Source organism: Rhizobium aouanii (assembly GCF_037002925.1).
GTDB classification, from domain to species: domain Bacteria; phylum Pseudomonadota; class Alphaproteobacteria; order Rhizobiales; family Rhizobiaceae; genus Rhizobium; species Rhizobium aouanii.
In genome coordinates this window covers 85,842-104,249 of the sequence record NZ_JBAMYD010000015.1, presented here as the reverse complement: position 1 = coordinate 104,249, position 18,408 = coordinate 85,842, and the positions used below count along the sequence as shown (strand labels likewise).

The following is an 18,408-nucleotide window of genomic DNA, read 5'->3' as shown; positions in this document are numbered from 1 at the left end:
AGGCCGAGACAGGTCCCCTTCGCCCCGCCTGCGGGGAGAAGGTGCCGGCAGGCGGATGAGGGGCCTCACACGGCACGCCCTCACCAAAACATTATCCCGCAACCCCAACCGCAACACCGCGCCCCAGCGCCCTGAACACCGTCGAGACGATGCCGGCGCGGTCGAGGCCGGCGTGGGCGTTCATGGCTTCGGGCTTGGCCTGTTCCATCCAGATGTCGGGCATGACGAGCGAGCGGATCTTCAGCCCGTTATCAAGCAGGCCTTCGCTCGAAAGGTACTGCATCACATGGCTGCCGAAACCGCCGATCGAGCCTTCCTCGACGGTGATCACCATCTCGTGGTGGCGGGCAAGCTGGCGGATCAGATCATGGTCGAGCGGCTTGGCGAAGCGCGCATCGGCGACTGTCGTCGAAAGTCCCGCGGCGTCGAGATCCTCGGCGGCCAGCAGACAATCGGCAAGCCGGGTGCCGAAGGAAAGCAGCGCCACCTTAGTGCCTTCCTTGACGATGCGGCCCTTGCCGATCTGCAGGATTTCGCCGCGCGCCGGCATGTCGACGCCGACGCCTTCGCCGCGCGGATAGCGGAACGAGATCGGCCCGCCGTCATAGGCGACAGCCGTGCGCACCATGTGCTTGAGTTCGGCCTCGTCTGCCGCCGCCATCACCACGAAGCCGGGCAGGGTGGTGAGGAAAGTGGTGTCGAATGAACCGGCATGGGTCGGCCCGTCGGCGCCGACAAAGCCGGCGCGGTCGATCGGAAAACGCACCGGCAATCCCTGGATCGCCACGTCATGCACGACCTGGTCGTAGGCGCGCTGCAGGAAGGTGGAATAAAGCGCGGCGAACGGCTTGTAACCTTCCGCTGCCAGGCCGGCGGCGAAGGTGACAGCATGCTGCTCGGCAATGCCGACGTCGAAACAACGCGACGGAAAGGCCTCGGCGAGCTTGTCGAGGCCGGTACCATTCGGCATGGCGGCGGTGATGCCGACGATCTTGTCGTCGAGGGTGGCTTCCTGCACCAGCGCTTCGGCAAAGACGCTGGTATAGCTCGGCGCATTCGGCTTGACCCTGGCCTGGGCGCCGGTGATGACGTCGAATTTGTTGACGCCGTGATATTTGTCGGCTGCGGCTTCCGCCGGCGGATAGCCCTTACCCTTCTGGGTAACGACATGGATCAGCACCGGTCCGCGCCCATTGTCGCGCACGTTGCGCAGGACGGGCAGCAGGTGGTCGAAGGAATGCCCGTCGATCGGGCCGATATGATAAAAGCCCATCTCCTCGAACATCGTGCCGCCGGTGACATAGCCGCGCGCATGCTCGACGGCGCGAGTGATCGCCCGGTCGATATTCTTGCCGAGATAGGCCGTCAGCTTCTTGCCGAAGTCACGGAAGCCCATATAGGTGCGACCCGAGGCAAGGCGCGCGAGATAGGCGCTCATTGCGCCCGTCGGCGGCGCGATCGACATGTCGTTGTCGTTGAGGATGACGATGAGGCGCGCATCGAGTGCGCCGGCATTGTTCAGCGCCTCATAGGCCATGCCGGCCGACATCGCCCCGTCGCCGATGACGGCGATGACGCGGCGGTCCGATTTGTCGAGGTCGGCGGCAATCGCCATGCCGAGGCCGGCCGAGATCGAGGTCGAGGAATGCGCCGCCCCAAAGGGGTCATATTCGCTTTCGGCCCGGCGGGTGAAGCCGGACAGCCCGTCTTCCTGACGCAGCGTCCGGATGCGGTCACGCCGGCCGGTGAGAATCTTGTGCGGATAACATTGATGGCCGACATCGAAGATCAGCCGATCATCAGGCGTGTCGAAGACGCTGTGAATGGCGATCGTCAATTCGACGACGCCGAGACCGGCGCCGAGATGGCCGCCGGTGCGCGACACCGCATCGATCATTTCGTCCCGGACTTCGCGGGCGAGCTGCGGCAGGTCGCGATCCTCGAGCTTGCGCAGGTCGGCGGGATAGATGACCTGGTCGAGCAGGGGGGTCTTCGGCAGTTGTGTCACGGGCGGGCGCTCTTTCTTGCTTTTCCTTGTTCCGCTTTATTCGATTAGATTGCGGCAAAACAAGTGCATTTCAGGAACCGAAGCTTTTCACCTTAGAGCATGGTGTCGAAAAGTGTGAACGGTTTTCGGAGTATATCCTGGTCTATTTCTCTCATTTCGTGTCGCTCAGCCCTCCGGCAACGGCACGAATTCCTCTTCATCCCCCGGCACGATATCGAAGCGACCGGTACGCCATTCCTCCTTGGCCTGTTCGATCCGCTCCTTCGAGGAGGAGACGAAATTCCACCAGATATAACGTTTCGAATTGAGCGCCGCCCCTCCGAAAAGCATCAGGTGGCAGCCATCGCGGCCGGCTTCCAGCGTGATCTGATCGCCCGGCCGGAAGACCAGCAACTGGTCGGCAGCGAAGCGGTCGCCTGATATGACGACCTCGCCCGACAGCACATAGACGGCGCGCTCTTCGTGGCCCGCGCCGAAGGGAAATTTGGCGCCCGGCTGCAGGTCGAGATCGACATAGAGCGTGTCGGAGAAAACGCCGACCGGCGATGTCATGCCTTCGAACGAGCCGATGACCACGCGCCCGCGCACGCCTGCCGTCTCGATCAGCGGCATGGCGGATTTTTCCGTATGGGCGAAGGCGGGATCGATCTCCTCCTTGTCGTCGGGCAGCGCCAGCCAGGTCTGCAGCCCCGACATCAGCAGCGGATGGCCGCGCAGATTGTCGGGCGTGCGCTCGGAATGGACGATGCCGCGGCCGGCCGTCATCAGGTTGATGTCGCCGGGACGGATGACCTTTTCGGTGCCGAGACTGTCGCGATGGCGGATCTCGCCGTCGAACAGATAGGTGACCGTCGACAGCCCGATATGCGGATGCGGCTTGACGTCGAGCGCCTCATCCGGCTTCAGGATCGCCGGTCCCATGCGGTCGAAGAAGATGAACGGCCCGACCAACCGCCGCTGCCGGCTGGGCAGCGCGCGGCGCACCTGAAAACCGCCGATATCGCTGGTGCGCGGGATGATCAGGCTCTCGATCGCATCACAGGCGAAGGCATCGCCGGGCAGGGGATCTTTACCGGGAAAGAAGGACATGGGGATCTCCGATCGCTACAGTGCCGCGCGTCATCGCCCACAGATAGCGCCTGGAGCGCCGCGCGTCCAATCGGACGCGCAAAGGGACGCTTCAACACTCGAAAGCGCAAAGGACGCTCCGGCACTGGAAAGCACGTCGCGATTGGTTCAGATCGCGGTAAAACCGTTGTCGACGAAAAGATGGGCGCCGTTGACGAAGCTCGACTCGTCGCTGGCGAGATAAAGCGCGGCCCGCGCCACGTCTTCCGGCTCGCCGATCCGCCCCTGCTGGGCGGCAATGGCGGCATCCGAAACGTCGACGCCGAGCGCTTGCAGGTCGGCCACCTCGCGCAGGCCGTGCGGCGTGCGGATGAAGCCGGGGCAGACGGCGTTGCAGCGGATGTTGCGGTCACGGAATTCCACCGCGATGGCGCGGGCAAACATATGCACGGCCCCTTTAGTCGTGTCGTAAAGCACTTCCATCGGCGTGGCGGCGACCGCCGAGATCGACGAGGTGCAGACGATCGACCCGCCGCCGCTTGCAATCATCTTCGGCAGCACGGCCTTGGTCATCAGGAACATCGAGCGCACATTGACCGCGTGCAGCCAGTCCCATTCCTCAACCGTCGTTTCCAGGAAAGGCTTGATGACGATCGTGCCCGCATGATTGAAGAGCACGGTCACCGCGCCGTAGCGTTCTTCGACGCCCGCGACGGCGGCGTTGACGGCGGCTTCGTCCGAGACATCGGCCGTCCAGCAATCGGCCTCGCCGCCGGCATCACGGATTTGCTTCACGGTCTCTGCGGCTGCATCGCCATTGCGGTCGATGATCGCAACACGCGCGCCTTCCGCCGCAAAAAGCTTCGAAGCGGCACCGCCCATGCCGGTCGCGCCGCCCGAGATAATGGCGACCTTGCCCTTCAACCTGTCCGTCATTTCCTTGTCCCCTCATCGTTTTGGATGGGGATCATAGATCGGTCCGAAGCCGATAGCCAAGCGCCTTCAAAAGGGAGTTTGCTGTCTCAGGCGCCGTCGAGCGGCTCGACGCCCTGCGGCTTGCCGGCGCGGTCGAGCCTGATCTTCTCGATGCGGTTTTCGGCGGCTGAAAGCAGCGTCTCGCAATGTTTCTTCAGCGCTTCGCCGCGCTCGTAGATCTCGATCGATTCATCCAGCGCCACATCGCCGCGTTCCAGCCGGGCGACGATGCTTTCGAGTTCGGCGACCGCCTTTTCGAAGGAAAGGCCTGATACCTCAGGCTTGGCGCTGTCAGTCATTCTCAACCCTTCATCATTCTCAGAATATGCATGCCCGCCGATTCGGCGAGTCCCTCGAGATCATAACCGCCTTCGAGCAGGCTGACGACCCGGTTCTTCGCGTGCCGGTCCGCCAGTTCGAGCACACGCCCGGTCGCCCAGTCGAAATCCTCGCCGGTCAGATTGATCTGCGCTAAGGGATCGCGGTGATGCGCGTCGAAGCCGGCGGAAATGATGATGAGATCCGGCCGGAAATCGTCAAGGGCGGGCAGCACACGCGATTTGAATGCCTCGCGAAAATGGTCGCTGCCGACATTCGGCGACAGCGGCGCATTGACGACGGTATTGTGCTTGCCCTTCTCGTCCTTGGCGCCGGTGCCGGGATAGAGCGGCATCTGATGCGTCGAGCAGAACAGCACCGAGGGATCGTCCCAGAAGATATCCTGCGTGCCGTTGCCGTGGTGCACGTCCCAGTCGACGATGGCGATGCGCTCGGCGCCATGCGTTTTCTGCGCATGCCGGGCGGCGATCGCCGCATTGTTGAAGAAGCAGAAGCCCATCGCCGTCATCTTCTCGGCATGGTGCCCCGGCGGGCGGGCGGCGACGAAGACATTGTCGGCCCGGCCGGTAAAGACGTCGTCGACCGCCGCCATCGCCCCGCCGATACCGGTCAGCGCCGCCTGCAGGCTCTTGCTGCTGGCATAGGTATCGGCTTCGATCTGGTTGATCTCACCCTCTTCCTCGGGGATTTCCCGCATGACGGCGATGAGATGTTCCTCCGGATGCGCCAGCAGCACCGCATCCTCGTTCGCCTGCGGCGCCTGCCGGCGCTCCAGCCGCTCGAAATTCGGATGTTCCAGCGCGACATTGATGGCGCGGATCCTGTCTGATCGCTCCGGATGGCCCGCGGGCGTGACATGTTCCAGGAAGATCGGGTGTTCATAAAGACGGGTGCTCATGAAGACACTCTATCGGTCGCTTATGTCATGTGCCACAGCAGATGGGGCATCGCCTGACGATTTCAACAAGCGCTCTTGCCGCGCCGTCCGACAGTTCGCCTATTACACTGTCTCATTTGCGCCGTTTCCATCGAGCCGGTCCATTGCAGCGCCGCCGCATCTTTTCAGGCGCGTGGAGGACACTGTAACACTTTGAACTATTGCGTAATTTATCCTTAAACAGGTTCCGGTATAAGCAATTATGAAGTAGTGTTGTGATGGGAACTCTGTAAGGCAGATCTGTTGATGAGTCGGTCGAAACGTCCTGATGTGGCGGAAATACGCGTGCCGTTTCGCGATGTCGATATGACCGGCCAGATGTTTCTGGCCTCCTATATTTCCTATGCCGAGTCCGTGCTTGCGAACTTCTGGTCCTCACGGCCCGATGTCGATGACGAACCCGTCTATAGCCCCAGCAAGGTTTCCTGCTTTCTCCACCGTCCGCTGCACTACGACGAGCCGGCAACCTTCACCGCCACCATCGACAAGATCGGCGTGCGCTCCATCGGCTTCCTCATTTCGATCGATACCGGCGAGGAGCGCGCCGCCGAAGTGGAAATCATCTGGCAGGCCCACACCCCCGAAGACCAGTCCCCGGCTTCGTTGCCGGAGGAAACGCGGGATTGGCTCTATCGGTTTCTGAATTAGGGCAGGTCTAGCAAAAATACGAAGCGGTTTTCCAAGGAATTGCCTGGCACGCACTCTGTGCCGGCGCTTCATGTCCGATACCGCAATGCATCCAATAACAGCGCAAACGCCGCAGAGTGCTGTTTGCGACTTGGGTAATAGAGATGGTATCCGGGAAATGGTGGACACCAGTCCGTTAAGACTCGGATTAGCCGTCCGTCGCCCAGGTAAGCCTGCGCGTGGTCTTCAAGCATGTAGGACAAGCCGACACCGGCAAGGGCGGCATTCATTCGCAGCGAGCCGCTGTTGAACACGACCTGACCGTCAACCCGCACTTTCACCGCCTTGCCATCCTTCTCGAATTCCCAGGCGTTGATCGCCTTGGAGGTCGGCATGCGGATGTTGATGCACTTATGTCGTGTGAGGTCATCCGGGTGTTGTGGCTCCCCATATCGCGCGAAATATGCGGGAGAGCCGACCACTGCCATGCGCAGGTCCGGGCCGATCCGCATGGCTATCATATCCTTTTCGACCTGCTCTCCAAGGCGCACGCCCGCGTCAAACCGTTCTGCAATCACGTCAACCATCACCGAGTCGACGATCACTTCGATGTTGATCTCGGGGTAGTCGAGGAGAAATTTCTGCAGCACGGGCCAAAGGATCGTATCGGCCGCATGCTGGCTTGTCGTAATCGCGATCCTGCCCGCCGGCCGCTCGCTTAGTTGGATCAGCGCTTCCAGTTCCGCGTCGATTTCCTCGAAATGGGATCCGAGTGACATCAGAAGCCGCTCTCCCGCATCGGTGGCGGAGAGATTGCGCGATGTTCGCGCCAGCAGCCGCAATCCCAGGCGCTCCTCGAGATTTTTGATCGTCTGGCTGAGTGCCGATTGGGAAACGCCGAGCTTTGCCGCCGCCTTGGTAAAACTTCCCTCGCGCGCGACCGCGACGAAAACGGCAAGATCATTATAGCTTCTGTTGGCCATGTATTAGAATTCCTAATAGGGGCTAGATCATTTCACCATCTTTTCGATGGAAGCAAGCCAAGTTACTCATGATGCCAGACGTGCCTGCCGATTGGTTTCAGTGGCCAGCAAGATGCTGACCACCGATGGAGAGACGCATGAAAACCGGACGCCAGAACAGACGCCAGTTCCTTTCAACTGCTATGCTCAGCATCGCCGCACCCATCGTTTTGCGAGGAACCATGGCAATGGCGGCAGACCCGATCACGGTGAAGATCACGAATGGTATCCTGCGAGGCGCCGCAGCAAAGGGGGCGGTGAGCTTCAAGGGCATCCCCTATGCCGATACGACGGCGGGAGCCAATCGCTTCAGGGCGCCGCAGCCCGTCCCTCATTGGAGCGGGGAGCGAGATGCCACGCGTTACGGCTCGCTATGCCCGCAGATCAATACCGGAATGGATGGGGCGATCTTCGAATGGTATAATCAGCAGGAGCCGCTCGGCGAAGACTGCTGCGTCCTCAACGTCTTCACGCCTGACCTGAATGCCAAGGCCAAGCGGCCGGTGATGCTCTATATCCATGGCGGCGGTTATATCAATGGCGGTGGCGGCGGTGCCGGTCTCGATGGCAGCAATCTCGCTCGCTACGGCGACGTGGTCGTGGTGACGATCAACCATCGTCTCAATGCATTCGGCTATACCAGTCTTTCGCATCTCGATCCCGAGGCGTTCGGCGATGCCGCTAACGCCGGCAACCTCGATATCATTGCCGCCCTGGAATGGGTGCGCGACAATATCGAGGCCTTCGGCGGCGACCCCGGCAGCGTGACGGTTTTCGGCCAGTCCGGCGGCGGATCGAAGATCATGACCCTGCTGGCCATGCCAAAGGCGCAGGGCCTCTTTCATCGCGCCATCAGCATGAGCGGGGCGGCTGGGCTCAATGTCGATCCGGCTTCGGCGATGGAACCCTATGTCAACGCGCTCATCAAGGAACTCGGTGTCGATCCGAAAAATCTTGCGGCCATGCAGCAGCTTCCGTTTCAGAACCTTCTTGATGCGCGGACGCGCGCGGTCGCGGCGTCGGGTCTGGAAGGGGCGCGGCCCGTGATCGACGGAAAGCACATCATCGCACAGCCGATGACCCGGCTGGGATTGGCAATGCACGTCAATGTGCCGTTGATGATGGGCAGTACCAAGACGGAGGCCAGCCTGTTCTTTCAGAGCGACATGCGAAATTTCAGCCTTACCGAGGCGCAAATGCGTGCGCGGATGCGCTCTGTCTTCGCGATCGATGACGCTAAAATCGATACCATCGTGGCGGCCTACCGAAAGGACGCCCCCGAGATGACGCCTTCGGACATCCTGGTCGCGGTTGCATCGGATGTACAGTTCCGTCGCCCGCTCACCGAGGCAGCGGAAATCAAGTCGGGCGCATCAGGCCAGGCATCTGTTTATATGTATAATTTCACCTGGACCATTCCGTGGCAAAACGGCGTGCTCGGCTCGCCGCATGCCGTCGATATTCCATTCGCCTTCGGCACGGTGAACGAAGCCGGAGCCATGACCGGAGCGGGCGCTGATGCGATGGAAACCTCGATGAACATGATGTCGGCCTTCGTGAACTTCGCGCGGACGGGCAACCCGAACAATGAGCGCCTGCCCGAATGGAAACCGTACGACAGCGCCACGCGGACGACGATGCTGATCGACGCAAGTTGCGAGGCCGCCAGCGACTGGCGTGGCGACGCACGTCGGGCCATTGCCGACCTGAAAATCGATCCCTTCAATCGTGCCGCGCTTTATCGCTATGCGGCGTGAAAGACCGCCCGCTTTCGTCGCTGGGCGATGAGATCGCAGACGCCCCTCGGGTTCGCTGCCGCCTGAGATCACTTACGCTGCCGACTCATCTGATCGCCATGCTTGCGACCAGATCGCTGAACCTCTCTCCCTGAATGCCGACATGCGTCCGCAGCAGGCGGCGGGCTTCATCTCCGTCTCCGGCAAAGATCGCGTCGACGATGGCGCAATGTTCTGAGAAGGACGTCGACAGGCGGTTGCGTACGCGCAGCTGGAGGCGGCGATAAGGCCGCAGGCGGCGGTGCAATTGCACGCATTGCTCCTCGAGGAATTCGCTTCGGCCCGCTGCATAGATGGCCTTATGGAATTCCTCATTGTCGTAATAATAGGCATCGCTGTCACCGGCCGCGGCTGATTGCTCGCAGCGGCTGTGGGTGGCCGTGATCGCTTCCCGGGAGGCCTTGTCCAGCCGTCGTGCGGCAAGCGACCCGGCCAAGCCCTCCAATTCGGCCATCACCTCGAACATCTCGTAGACGCGGTGTGGCCCCGGATCGATGACGATTGCGCCTCTGCGCGGTCGAATTTCGATGAGGCCGATCGCATCGAGCTGCATCAGCGCCTCGCGCACCGGCGTGCGGGAGACCCCGAAACGCGTCGCAAGCACCATTTCGTCGAGCCGCTCACCGGGGGAGAACTCGTTGGAAAGAATGGAATTTTCAATCTCATCACGAAGCCATCGGCCGACATTCTCGGACATTCGTTTCAATTCCCTCATACATAGTGGCACTTCTTGTATACACGATCATTGACCTCGTGTACGAAGAGTGGCATTCTACATACTACCGGTGAAACCCGACGATGGGAAGCAGCCGTCGAAAACGGTCCGCACCCAGCCGGCCCAACAGAAAATACCAGCAGAAGAAAGGAGAATGGCATGTCTGAGGCTTCCTTCTTCACCGACATGCTGCAGAGCATCACGGATCGCGGACGCCAGCTTCTGTTTTCCGGCGCGCGCGCCACGCAGGTCGCAGCCAAGGCCGATCTCCAGACACTCTGTGAAATGCTGCTGTCGAGCCGGGGCGAAGCCTCGGGCATGGCGCTTGCAGCCGAGATATTTGATCGCTGGGAGGCGCTCGACAGCGAGGGCGCCCAGGCATTCCTTCATATGCTGCATGAAAAGTTCGGGCCCGACTCGGCCAAGCTCGACCAGGCGATTGAAAATTACCGCACCGACAAAAGCTCTGCCGCGATCATCGCGCTCCACCAGGCAGCCGAGCCGCGGCGACAGGAGCTTCTGCGCCGATTGAATCACGCGCCGAACGGCACCGCCAAGCTTGTCCGGATGCGTGAGCAACTGCTTGCTTCCAAAGACCAATCCGCAGGATATCACGCGCTTGACGCCGACTTCACGCATCTGTTCGGCTCCTGGTTCAATCGCGGCTTTCTGACGCTGCGACCCATCGACTGGTCGACGCCGGCCTACATTCTTGAAAAGATCATCAAATACGAGGCCGTGCACGAGATCGCCGGCTGGGAGGAATTGCGCAGTCGTTTGGCACCGGCCGACCGCCGATGCTTTGCCTTCTTCCACCCCCGATTGGCCGACGAGCCGCTCGTGTTCGTCGAGGTGGCGCTGACACGATCCGTACCCAGCGCGATCGGAGATGTGCTGGTCGAGGGCAGGGAGCAGATCAATGCCGACGAGGCGACGACGGCTGTCTTTTATTCGATCTCCAACTGCCAGGATGGTTTGCGCGGCATCTCGTTCGGCAACTTCCTGATCAAGCAGGTCGTGGAAGACCTGCGCAGAGACCTGCCCGGCCTCAAGAATTTCGTCACGCTGTCGCCCGTCCCAGGCTTTGCCCGTTGGCTTGCCAAGGCGCGTGCGCAGGCCGCCGACCGGTTGCTGCCGGAAGCGGCCCTCGAAACGCTGACGCTGCTGGACGATCCGAGCTGGCCTGACAACGAGAAGACGGCGGCGGAAGTGGAGCGCGTGCTGCTGCCTCTTGCAGCGCGTTATTTCCTCATCGAACGGACGCCAGAGGGCCGCCCTGTCGATCCTGTCGCCCGCTTCCATCTCGGCAACGGCGCTCGACTGGAAAGACTGAATTTTCTCGGCGACCGCTCGGCCAAGGCGATGCAGCAGGCACACGGCCTGATGGTCAACTACCTCTACAAGCTCGACGATATCGTGGCCAACCACGAGGCCTTAGCGCAGCGCGGCGAGGTGATTGCCTCGCCTGCCGTCAAGAACCTGCTCAACCAGAACGACGAAAGCCGCCGCGGCGGCAATGGCCAGCAAGGCTCCCGGCCATTCGCACAGATAATGAATTCAACGCTTGGAGGAGGGCGAAAGTGAGCAACCACCTTTTCGACGCCATGCGGACGGCCGCACCCGGTGACGCACCGTTCATCCGGATCGATAGCACGCGCACATGGACCTATGATGACGCGCTCGCTCTTTCCGGCCGCATTGCCGGCGCGATGGACACGCTCGGCATTCGCCCCGGCGACCGGGTGGCGGTGCAGGTCGAGAAAAGTGCCGAGGCACTGATCCTCTATCTCGCCTGTCTTCGAACCGGCGCGGTCTACCTGCCGCTCAACACCGCCTATACGCTGGCTGAACTCGATTATTTTATCGGCGATGCGGAGCCGCGTTTGGTGGTTGTTGCGTCGGCTGCGAGAGAGGGCGTGGAGAAAATCGCCAAGCCTCACGGCGCGATCGTCGAAACGCTCGATGCCGACGGCAGCGGCTCGTTGCTGGATCTCGCACGCGATGAGCCGGCCGACTTCGTCGATGCCTCGCGTTCCGCCGATGATCTGGCTGCGATCCTCTACACGTCGGGAACGACCGGACGCTCCAAGGGGGCGATGCTCACGCATGGGAACCTGCTCTCGAACGCCCTGACCTTGCGAGACTATTGGCGCGTCACCGCCGACGATCGGCTGATCCATGCCTTGCCGATCTTCCACACGCATGGGCTGTTCGTCGCCACGAACGTCACATTGCTCGCCGGCGCCTCGATGTTCCTGCTGTCGAAATTCGACGCCGACGAGGTCGTTTCACTGATGCCTGAGGCAACCATGCTGATGGGCGTGCCGACCTTCTATGTGCGCCTCCTGCAAAGCCCGCGCCTCGACAGAGAGGCGGTCGCCAGCGTCCGCCTCTTCATTTCCGGTTCGGCTCCCCTGCTTGCCGAAACCCATACCGAGTTCCAGGCCCGCACCGGTCACGCCATTCTCGAGCGCTACGGCATGACGGAAACCAATATGAATACGTCGAACCCCTATGAGGGCAAACGGATTGCCGGAACCGTCGGCTTCCCGCTGCCTGATGTGACGGTGCGCGTCACCGATCCCGCCACCGGGCTGGTGCTGCCGCCTGAAGAAACGGGCATGATCGAGATCAAGGGGCCGAACGTCTTCAAGGGCTATTGGCGCATGCCGGAAAAGACGGCGACCGAGTTCACCGCCGACGGTTTCTTCATCAGCGGCGATCTCGGCAAGATCGACCGGGACGGTTATGTCCACATCGTCGGTCGCGGCAAGGATCTGGTGATTTCGGGTGGATACAACATCTATCCGAAAGAGGTCGAAGGCGAGATCGACCAGATCGAGGGTGTGGTTGAGAGCGCTGTGATCGGTGTGCCGCATCCCGATTTCGGAGAAGGCGTAACGGCCGTCGTCGTATGCAAGCCCGGCGCTGCCCTCGATGAAAAGACCATCGTCAGCGCCCTCCAGGACCGTCTTGCCCGCTACAAACAACCCAAGCGCATCATCTTCGCCGACGACCTGCCGCGCAACACCATGGGTAAGGTTCAGAAAAACATCCTGCGGCAGCAATACGCCGATCTTTATACCGGGAGGTAGAGCAATTCCAGGAAAAGTGTGAAGCGGTTTTCCGTACGGAATTGCGTAAAAACAAAAACTTAGAGCGGCTCTGCGTTTCCATGAAAAGCTGATCCGCTCTAAGGCGGCTGCGCCCTCTGGGAGGAGGGTGCGTCGACATTCCGCATCAATCTTGAACACAACAACTACGGCGCTGGAGGCGTCGGAGGGAGGGGAATCATGGGTATTGAATTACTGGCCATAGGCCTGCTGGTCGCTATGTTCATTATTGCGACGATCCAGCCGATCAACATGGGCGCGCTCGCCTTTGCCGGCGCCTTCGTGCTCGGCTCGATGATCATCGGGATGAAAACCAGCGATATTTTTGCCGGCTTTCCGAGTGATCTGTTCCTGACGCTCGTCGCCGTCACCTACCTCTTCGCCATCGCGCAGATCAACGGCACGATCGACTGGCTCGTCGAATGTGCCGTCCGCCTGGTGCGCGGGCGGATCGGCTTGATTCCCTGGGTGATGTTCCTGGTCGCCGCCATCATTACCGGTTTCGGTGCTCTTGGGCCTGCCGCGGTCGCCATTCTCGCACCCGTCGCGTTGAGCTTTGCTGTGCAGTACCGCATCCACCCGGTCATGATGGGCCTGATGGTGATCCATGGCGCGCAGGCCGGCGGCTTTTCGCCGATCAGCATCTATGGCGGTATCACCAACCAGATCGTTGCGAAGGCCGGCCTGCCTTTCGCGCCGACCTCGCTGTTTCTCTCCAGCTTCTTCTTCAACCTGGCGATCGCAGTGCTGGTCTTCTTCGTTTTCGGCGGGGCAAAAGTGATGAAGCAAGATCCCGCGTCACTTGGTCCCTTGCCCGAACTCCATCCAGAGGGCGTATCGGAGTCGATCAGAGGTCACGGCGGCACGCCGGCAAAACCGATCAGGGAGCATGCCTATGGTACGGCGGCGGATACCGCGACAACCTTGCGCCTGAACAATGAGAGAATTACCACCTTGATCGGCCTGACGGCGCTCGGCATCGGCGCGCTGGTTTTCAAGTTCAATGTCGGTCTCGTCGCCATGACCGTCGCGGTCGCCCTGGCGCTGCTGTCACCGAAGACCCAGAAGGCAGCAATCGACAAGGTCAGTTGGTCGACCGTGCTGCTGATATCAGGCATCATCACCTATGTCGGCGTCATGGAGAAGGCCGGCACCGTCGACTACGTGGCGAACGGTATATCCAGTCTCGGCATGCCGCTGCTGGTGGCGCTCCTGCTTTGCTTTACCGGCGCCATCGTCTCGGCCTTTGCCTCCTCGACCGCGCTGCTCGGCGCGATCATCCCGCTCGCCGTTCCGTTCCTCTTGCAAGGACATGTCAGCGCCATCGGTGTGGTCGCGGCGATCGCGATCTCGACGACGATCGTCGATACCAGCCCATTCTCCACCAATGGCGCGCTTGTCGTCGCCAATGCCCCGGATGACTGGCGAGAGCAGGTGCTGCGACAGCTGCTGGTCTACAGCGCCTTGATCGCGATCATCGGTCCGGTCGTCGCCTGGTTGGTGTTCGTCGTGTCGGGGCTGGTGTGACGGCGGGCTGCCAGGAACCATCGCTTTCCGCCGCGGCCATGCCCGCGGCGGCCGACGCATCCTGATCGAAGAGCACGCTTGTTCGAAACGGCCCGCGATGCTAGAAAATCGCATGGACAACACCCTGATTAGCACTTTCGTGATGATGGTGCCGCGCTCATAGCGTGGCGGGTTTCGTGCGTCCAGAATGCACCAGCGACCGCCCTCGAGGCGGTCTTTTCATGGGTCGATCCGTCTCGCGGGCAATAACAGCCTTCGAAAGGAAGCACCGATGAACACGATCTACATCACCACCTCGATCCCCTATGTGAATGCCGCGCCGCATGTGGGCTTTGCGCTCGAACTGGTCCAGGCCGATGCCTATGCCCGCCATTTCCGCCTTCTCGGCCACGACATCAGGTTCCAGTGCGGAACCGACGACAACAGCCTGAAGAATGTCCGTTCGGCGCAAGCCGCGGGAGCGCCGGTCAAGGACTTCGTCGATGCGAATGCAGACAGGTTCGCGCATCTTGGCGGCCTGCTCGATATCTCCAACGAGGAATTCGTCCGCACCTCCCGCGATCCCAGGCACATCGCCTGCGTCCACGGCTTGTGGAGGGCATGCGCGGGAAATGGCGACCTCTATCGCAAGGCCTATGAGGGTCTCTATTGCGTTGGTTGCGAGCAATTCTACGAGCCGTCGGAACTCGATGACGGGCGCTGCCCGGAACACGGTATTGCCCTTGAGACCATCCGTGAAGAGAACTGGTTCTTCCGTCTCTCCCGTTACGGCGACCGGCTGCTTGAGTTGGTCGAGACCGGCGAGCTTCGGATCGTCCCGGCTCATCGGCGCAACGAAGTGCTTGCCCTGCTGCGGCGTGGCCTGACCGACATCAGCGTGTCGCGCAGTTCCGAGCGGGCGCGAGGCTGGGGCGTTCTCATCCCCGATGGAGATGAGGTCGTCTACGTCTGGTTCGATGCGCTGGCGAACTATCTCACCGGTCTCGGCCACGGCTCCGATGAAACCCTGTTGCAGCGCTACTGGAACGGCGGCCAACGCATCCATGTCGTCGGCAAGGGCATCTCCAAGTTCCACGCCATCTACTGGCCGGCCATCCTGCTGTCGGCAGGCCTGCCGCCGCCATCGTCGATCCTCGTGCACGGTTACATCACGGTGGACGGCAGGAAGATCGGCAAGTCGGCCGGCAACGGCATCGATCCGGAACGCATCATCCAGTCCTATGAAACGCCGGACGCACTGCGCTATTACCTGCTCCGGCATATACGCTCGGCAGACGACGGCGATTTCTCCGCCGAGCGTCTCGAAGCCGCATGGTCTGGCGAACTCGCCGGGCAGCTCGGAAATCTCGCCAACCGGGTGCTTGCGCTTTTGTCCACCTCGTTCGACGGCATCGTTCCGCCGGTACCGGACAGCGACTTTGCAGACGAGGCTGCCCGTCTTCCGGGGAAGGTGGCTGAAGCCTTCGATGCCTACGAGCTCCACATCGGGCTCGCCGATATTTTCGCGTTTATCGGCGAGGCGAACAGGCGGTTTACACAACGCGCACCATGGGCGGATGCGAAAGCCCTGCTTGCCGATCTCACACCGGAAGATCGGAAGGCAACCGCTGCTCGTCTCGGCGCCTCCCTGGCCGAGCAGGTCTACGGTCTTGCGGTCGTTGCCCGCTGCCTCCTGCCGTTCCTGCCAAGCTCGGCCGCAAAGCTGCATTCGAGGCTCGGAATACCATCTCCTCGCCTCTATCGGGACCCCTTAATCGTCGGCGGGGTCAAAGCCGCTCCACAAGCCGTCCTCTTTCCGCAAAGAGCGGCGGCCTGAAGGGGAACCGGCCCGAGACCCTCTGCGCTGCAACTCAGGCAGCGCAGAGTTTTGACGTGACCCAGAATGTCATGAAAGTTTCATATTCAGGCTATTTCCGGGAGCGGGAAAATAATCTACTATTTTAATCAGGAAACGAGATTTCCTGGAACAAACGAAGGGAGACCGATTGGATATTTTTGTCATGACTACCATGCTCATCGCAGGCTTCGTCCTGGTTTTGATCACCCGGGCAGCACGAGGACGCACCGTCCAGACCACCGCGAACACCAAGCGCAGGTCGGGCAGTTCAGGAAGCTCCGGCGATGGAGGTGGAGGCTGGTTCGATGCCTCAGGCGGCTGTGATGGCGGTGGCGGAGATGGTGGAGGAGGAGACTAGATCAAACTGAAATCGATGGAATGCCCGACCGCCTCAAGGCGGTTTTTTGTTGCCCAGATTCCCGGCTGCCGGCTGCCGAGACGGCAATCAACCGGATAGTCGGCCCATGCCGGCGCGGCGTGCGCTCCGGTCAATCCAAGGGCATCACAAAGGCGAAGCGCGTCTCCTTGTCGTCCGAACTGACCGTGATCGTCCCGCCATGGGCGCGGGCAATTTCCGACGCGATGTGCAGACCCAGCCCCAATCCTCTTTGACTTGTGCCGGCTTCGCCTCTGAAGAAAGGCTGAAAAAGCCGTGTCATCGCCTCGCTGGAAATCGGAGCGCCGCCGTTAGCGATCCAAAGCTCCAGTTTTCCGTCGACGGTTGCCGCCGATAGCCGCACCGGTTCTTCCGGCGTTCCATGGGTCAGGGCATTTCCCAGAAGATTGGACACCAACTGGCCGATCCGGCCGCTGTCGCAGTTTATCGGCCCGTCGAATTCGATCGTCACCTCAATTGCGCGGTCGGGATGACTGAAGCGGAGTTCTTCGATGACCTGCCGCAAGAGCGGCTCGAGATGCTCCGCTTGCCTCTCGAGCGTGATGCCGCCACCCAATCGTCCGCGCGCGAAGTCGAGGACGTTGTCGATCAGGCCGGACATGCGAACGACGCTGCCCTGCATCAAGTCGAGAACTTTGATCGCGCGATCGGTCTGCTCTTCCTTTCGCAGCATGCGCGCCGCCGCAGCAATCGAGGCAAGCGGGTTGCGCAGGTCATGGCCGAGGACAGCGATGAACTCTTCCCGCAATTCGGCGGTTTCCCGTTCAAAGTCGAGTTTGGATTTGATGCTGGCGCCGGCAGCATCCGCCGCGGCGCGCGCCTCGACCAGTTCCCGTTCATAACGGCGACGCTCGGCAGCCTGAAACATCGTCACGCGGGTGAAAAGCAGGGCACCGTCTTCCGCCCGTCTTTCCATCGCATTGGCGAGCACAGGCAGCGTTCTGCCGTCCACTGTGACAAGGTCGAGGGCAACCTCGTTGAAAAATCCTTGCATGCGCAGCAAAGGCGCAAAATGGGTTTCGTAAAATATCCGGCCCGATGTGTTGAGCAGGTCGTGAAGTCGTTTGCCGAGGAGTTGCTCGGCAGGGATGCCGATCCAGGTGGACAGCGTTCTGTTGACCTTTACGATGCGCCCGTCCGGCTGCAGCGAAAGATAGCCGCAGGGCGCGTTTTCGTACAAGTCTTCAAGGTCTTCCGCCGGCATGGAACTTTGCGTGTCGATTGCAGTCATCAGACGAACCGCCGGATTGCAGATATGACCTCGTCGGGAGCGCTGAGGTTAGGACAGTGGCCACTCGCGTTCAGCACCACCAATTGGCTATTCGGGACCTGCCGGTGGACGAAGTCGCCGACCTTCTCGGAGGCGATGATATCGTCGCGGCACTGAAGGATCAGCGTTCTGGCGGTCACGTGCGGCAGGTCGTTGCGATTGTCTGACGTGAATGTCACTCGTGCGAATGCTTTGGCGATTTCCGGATCGGTGCGGCAGAAACTGTTCGTCAGCTCTTGGCCGAGTTCCGGCCGATCCGGATTGCCCATGATGGCCGGCGCCATGGCGGCAGACCAGCCCATATGGTTGTCGTCCAACGATGTCAGCAGTTCGTCTATGTCAGCCGCGCTGAAGCCGCCGAGATAGTCACCGTCGTCGATATAGCGCGGCGACGGTCCGACAAGGATCAGGCTTTCAAACAGCTCCGGCGCCTTCAGCGATGCCACGACGCCGATCATTGCGCTGACGGAGTGCCCGACGAAGACCGTTTGCGTCAGGCCAAGCGCGCGGCAGATTTCCACGAGGTCATCGGCATAACCCGCCAATGACGAATACTTCTGGGCATCATAAGCCGCGAGATCGGATCGTCCGGCGCCGACGTGATCGAACAGCACCGTCTTGAAGTCGTCCTTAAAGGCTGGCGCCACGAAGCGCCACATATTCTGGTCGCACCCGAATCCATGCGAAAAGATCATCGCACGCTGGCCATCGCCCCGCACTTGAACATGATTTCGATCGATGACGGTCATCTCGCCCTCTTCCCTGCTTTCGTAACAT

At 61.1% G+C, this 18,408-nt stretch carries 16 protein-coding genes; 7 read left to right on the top strand and 9 right to left on the bottom strand.

Annotation, left to right across the window (positions count from 1 at the left end; genetic code table 11):
• Positions 1-91 precede the first annotated feature (91 nt).
• From dxs to V8P77_RS24790, 5 genes are all read right to left on the bottom strand, one after another.
• Positions 92-2,008 carry a 1-deoxy-D-xylulose-5-phosphate synthase gene (gene dxs, locus V8P77_RS24810; RefSeq protein WP_335914629.1) on the bottom strand — a complete coding sequence of 639 codons (1,917 nt, stop codon included), beginning with the start codon at positions 2,006-2,008 and terminating at the stop codon, positions 92-94.
• A gap of 165 nt (positions 2,009-2,173) precedes the next feature.
• Complete coding sequence (locus tag V8P77_RS24805) at positions 2,174-3,097, bottom strand: pirin family protein (RefSeq protein ID WP_033181434.1); 924 nt, start codon at positions 3,095-3,097, stop codon at positions 2,174-2,176.
• A gap of 147 nt (positions 3,098-3,244) precedes the next feature.
• On the bottom strand, positions 3,245-4,012 hold the full coding sequence (locus V8P77_RS24800; protein ID WP_028742753.1) for an SDR family NAD(P)-dependent oxidoreductase: 768 nt from the start codon (positions 4,010-4,012) through the stop codon (positions 3,245-3,247).
• Positions 4,013-4,098: 86 nt separating this feature from the next.
• On the bottom strand, positions 4,099-4,350 hold the full coding sequence (locus tag V8P77_RS24795; RefSeq protein ID WP_003545921.1) for an exodeoxyribonuclease VII small subunit: 252 nt from the start codon (positions 4,348-4,350) through the stop codon (positions 4,099-4,101).
• A gap of 2 nt (positions 4,351-4,352) precedes the next feature.
• Complete coding sequence (locus V8P77_RS24790; RefSeq protein ID WP_221947007.1) at positions 4,353-5,288, bottom strand: histone deacetylase family protein; 936 nt, start codon at positions 5,286-5,288, stop codon at positions 4,353-4,355.
• A 285-nt stretch (positions 5,289-5,573) separates the two neighbouring features.
• On the opposite strand from V8P77_RS24790, the gene V8P77_RS24785 reads away from it, so the two are divergent.
• On the top strand, positions 5,574-5,975 hold the full coding sequence (locus tag V8P77_RS24785) for an acyl-CoA thioesterase (RefSeq protein ID WP_335914628.1): 402 nt from the start codon (positions 5,574-5,576) through the stop codon (positions 5,973-5,975).
• Positions 5,976-6,043: 68 nt separating this feature from the next.
• On the opposite strand, the gene V8P77_RS24780 is transcribed toward V8P77_RS24785, so the two are convergent.
• On the bottom strand, positions 6,044-6,937 hold the full coding sequence (locus V8P77_RS24780; RefSeq protein ID WP_335914627.1) for a LysR family transcriptional regulator: 894 nt from the start codon (positions 6,935-6,937) through the stop codon (positions 6,044-6,046).
• A gap of 137 nt (positions 6,938-7,074) precedes the next feature.
• Here V8P77_RS24780 and V8P77_RS24775 point away from each other — a divergent pair, with 137 nt between their 5' ends.
• On the top strand, positions 7,075-8,733 hold the full coding sequence (locus V8P77_RS24775) for a carboxylesterase/lipase family protein (RefSeq protein ID WP_335914626.1): 1,659 nt from the start codon (positions 7,075-7,077) through the stop codon (positions 8,731-8,733).
• Between the two features lie 85 nt (positions 8,734-8,818).
• Here V8P77_RS24775 and V8P77_RS24770 read toward each other — a convergent pair whose 3' ends face one another.
• Positions 8,819-9,469 carry a GntR family transcriptional regulator gene (locus V8P77_RS24770; RefSeq protein WP_335914625.1) on the bottom strand — a complete coding sequence of 217 codons (651 nt, stop codon included), beginning with the start codon at positions 9,467-9,469 and terminating at the stop codon, positions 8,819-8,821.
• A gap of 177 nt (positions 9,470-9,646) precedes the next feature.
• On the opposite strand from V8P77_RS24770, the gene V8P77_RS24765 reads away from it, so the two are divergent.
• From V8P77_RS24765 to V8P77_RS24745, 5 genes are all read left to right on the top strand, one after another.
• The gene (locus V8P77_RS24765) at positions 9,647-11,071 is read left to right on the top strand and encodes a malonyl-CoA decarboxylase (RefSeq protein ID WP_335914624.1); all 1,425 of its coding nucleotides are present in this window, start codon (positions 9,647-9,649) and stop codon (positions 11,069-11,071) included.
• Entirely contained in the window at positions 11,068-12,582 is a 1,515-nt protein-coding gene (locus V8P77_RS24760) for a malonate--CoA ligase (protein ID WP_335914623.1), read from the top strand. The genes V8P77_RS24765 and V8P77_RS24760 overlap by 4 nt, the downstream gene beginning before the upstream one ends.
• A 198-nt stretch (positions 12,583-12,780) precedes the next feature.
• The gene (locus V8P77_RS24755) at positions 12,781-14,127 is read left to right on the top strand and encodes an SLC13 family permease (protein WP_335914622.1); all 1,347 of its coding nucleotides are present in this window, start codon (positions 12,781-12,783) and stop codon (positions 14,125-14,127) included.
• Between the two features lie 271 nt (positions 14,128-14,398).
• On the top strand, positions 14,399-15,943 hold the full coding sequence (locus tag V8P77_RS24750; RefSeq protein WP_335914621.1) for a methionine--tRNA ligase: 1,545 nt from the start codon (positions 14,399-14,401) through the stop codon (positions 15,941-15,943).
• Between the two features lie 184 nt (positions 15,944-16,127).
• Entirely contained in the window at positions 16,128-16,322 is a 195-nt protein-coding gene (locus V8P77_RS24745; protein ID WP_335914620.1) for a hypothetical protein, read from the top strand.
• Positions 16,323-16,452: 130 nt separating this feature from the next.
• Here the strand turns inward: V8P77_RS24745 and V8P77_RS24740 are convergent, their stop codons facing one another.
• Positions 16,453-17,592 (bottom strand): PAS domain-containing sensor histidine kinase, encoded by a 1,140-nt coding sequence (locus V8P77_RS24740; protein WP_335914619.1) that lies wholly within the window; start codon positions 17,590-17,592, stop codon positions 16,453-16,455.
• Complete coding sequence (locus tag V8P77_RS24735; RefSeq protein WP_335914618.1) at positions 17,592-18,380, bottom strand: alpha/beta fold hydrolase; 789 nt, start codon at positions 18,378-18,380, stop codon at positions 17,592-17,594. The genes V8P77_RS24740 and V8P77_RS24735 overlap by 1 nt, the downstream gene beginning before the upstream one ends.
• Between the last annotated feature and the right edge of the window lie 28 nt (positions 18,381-18,408).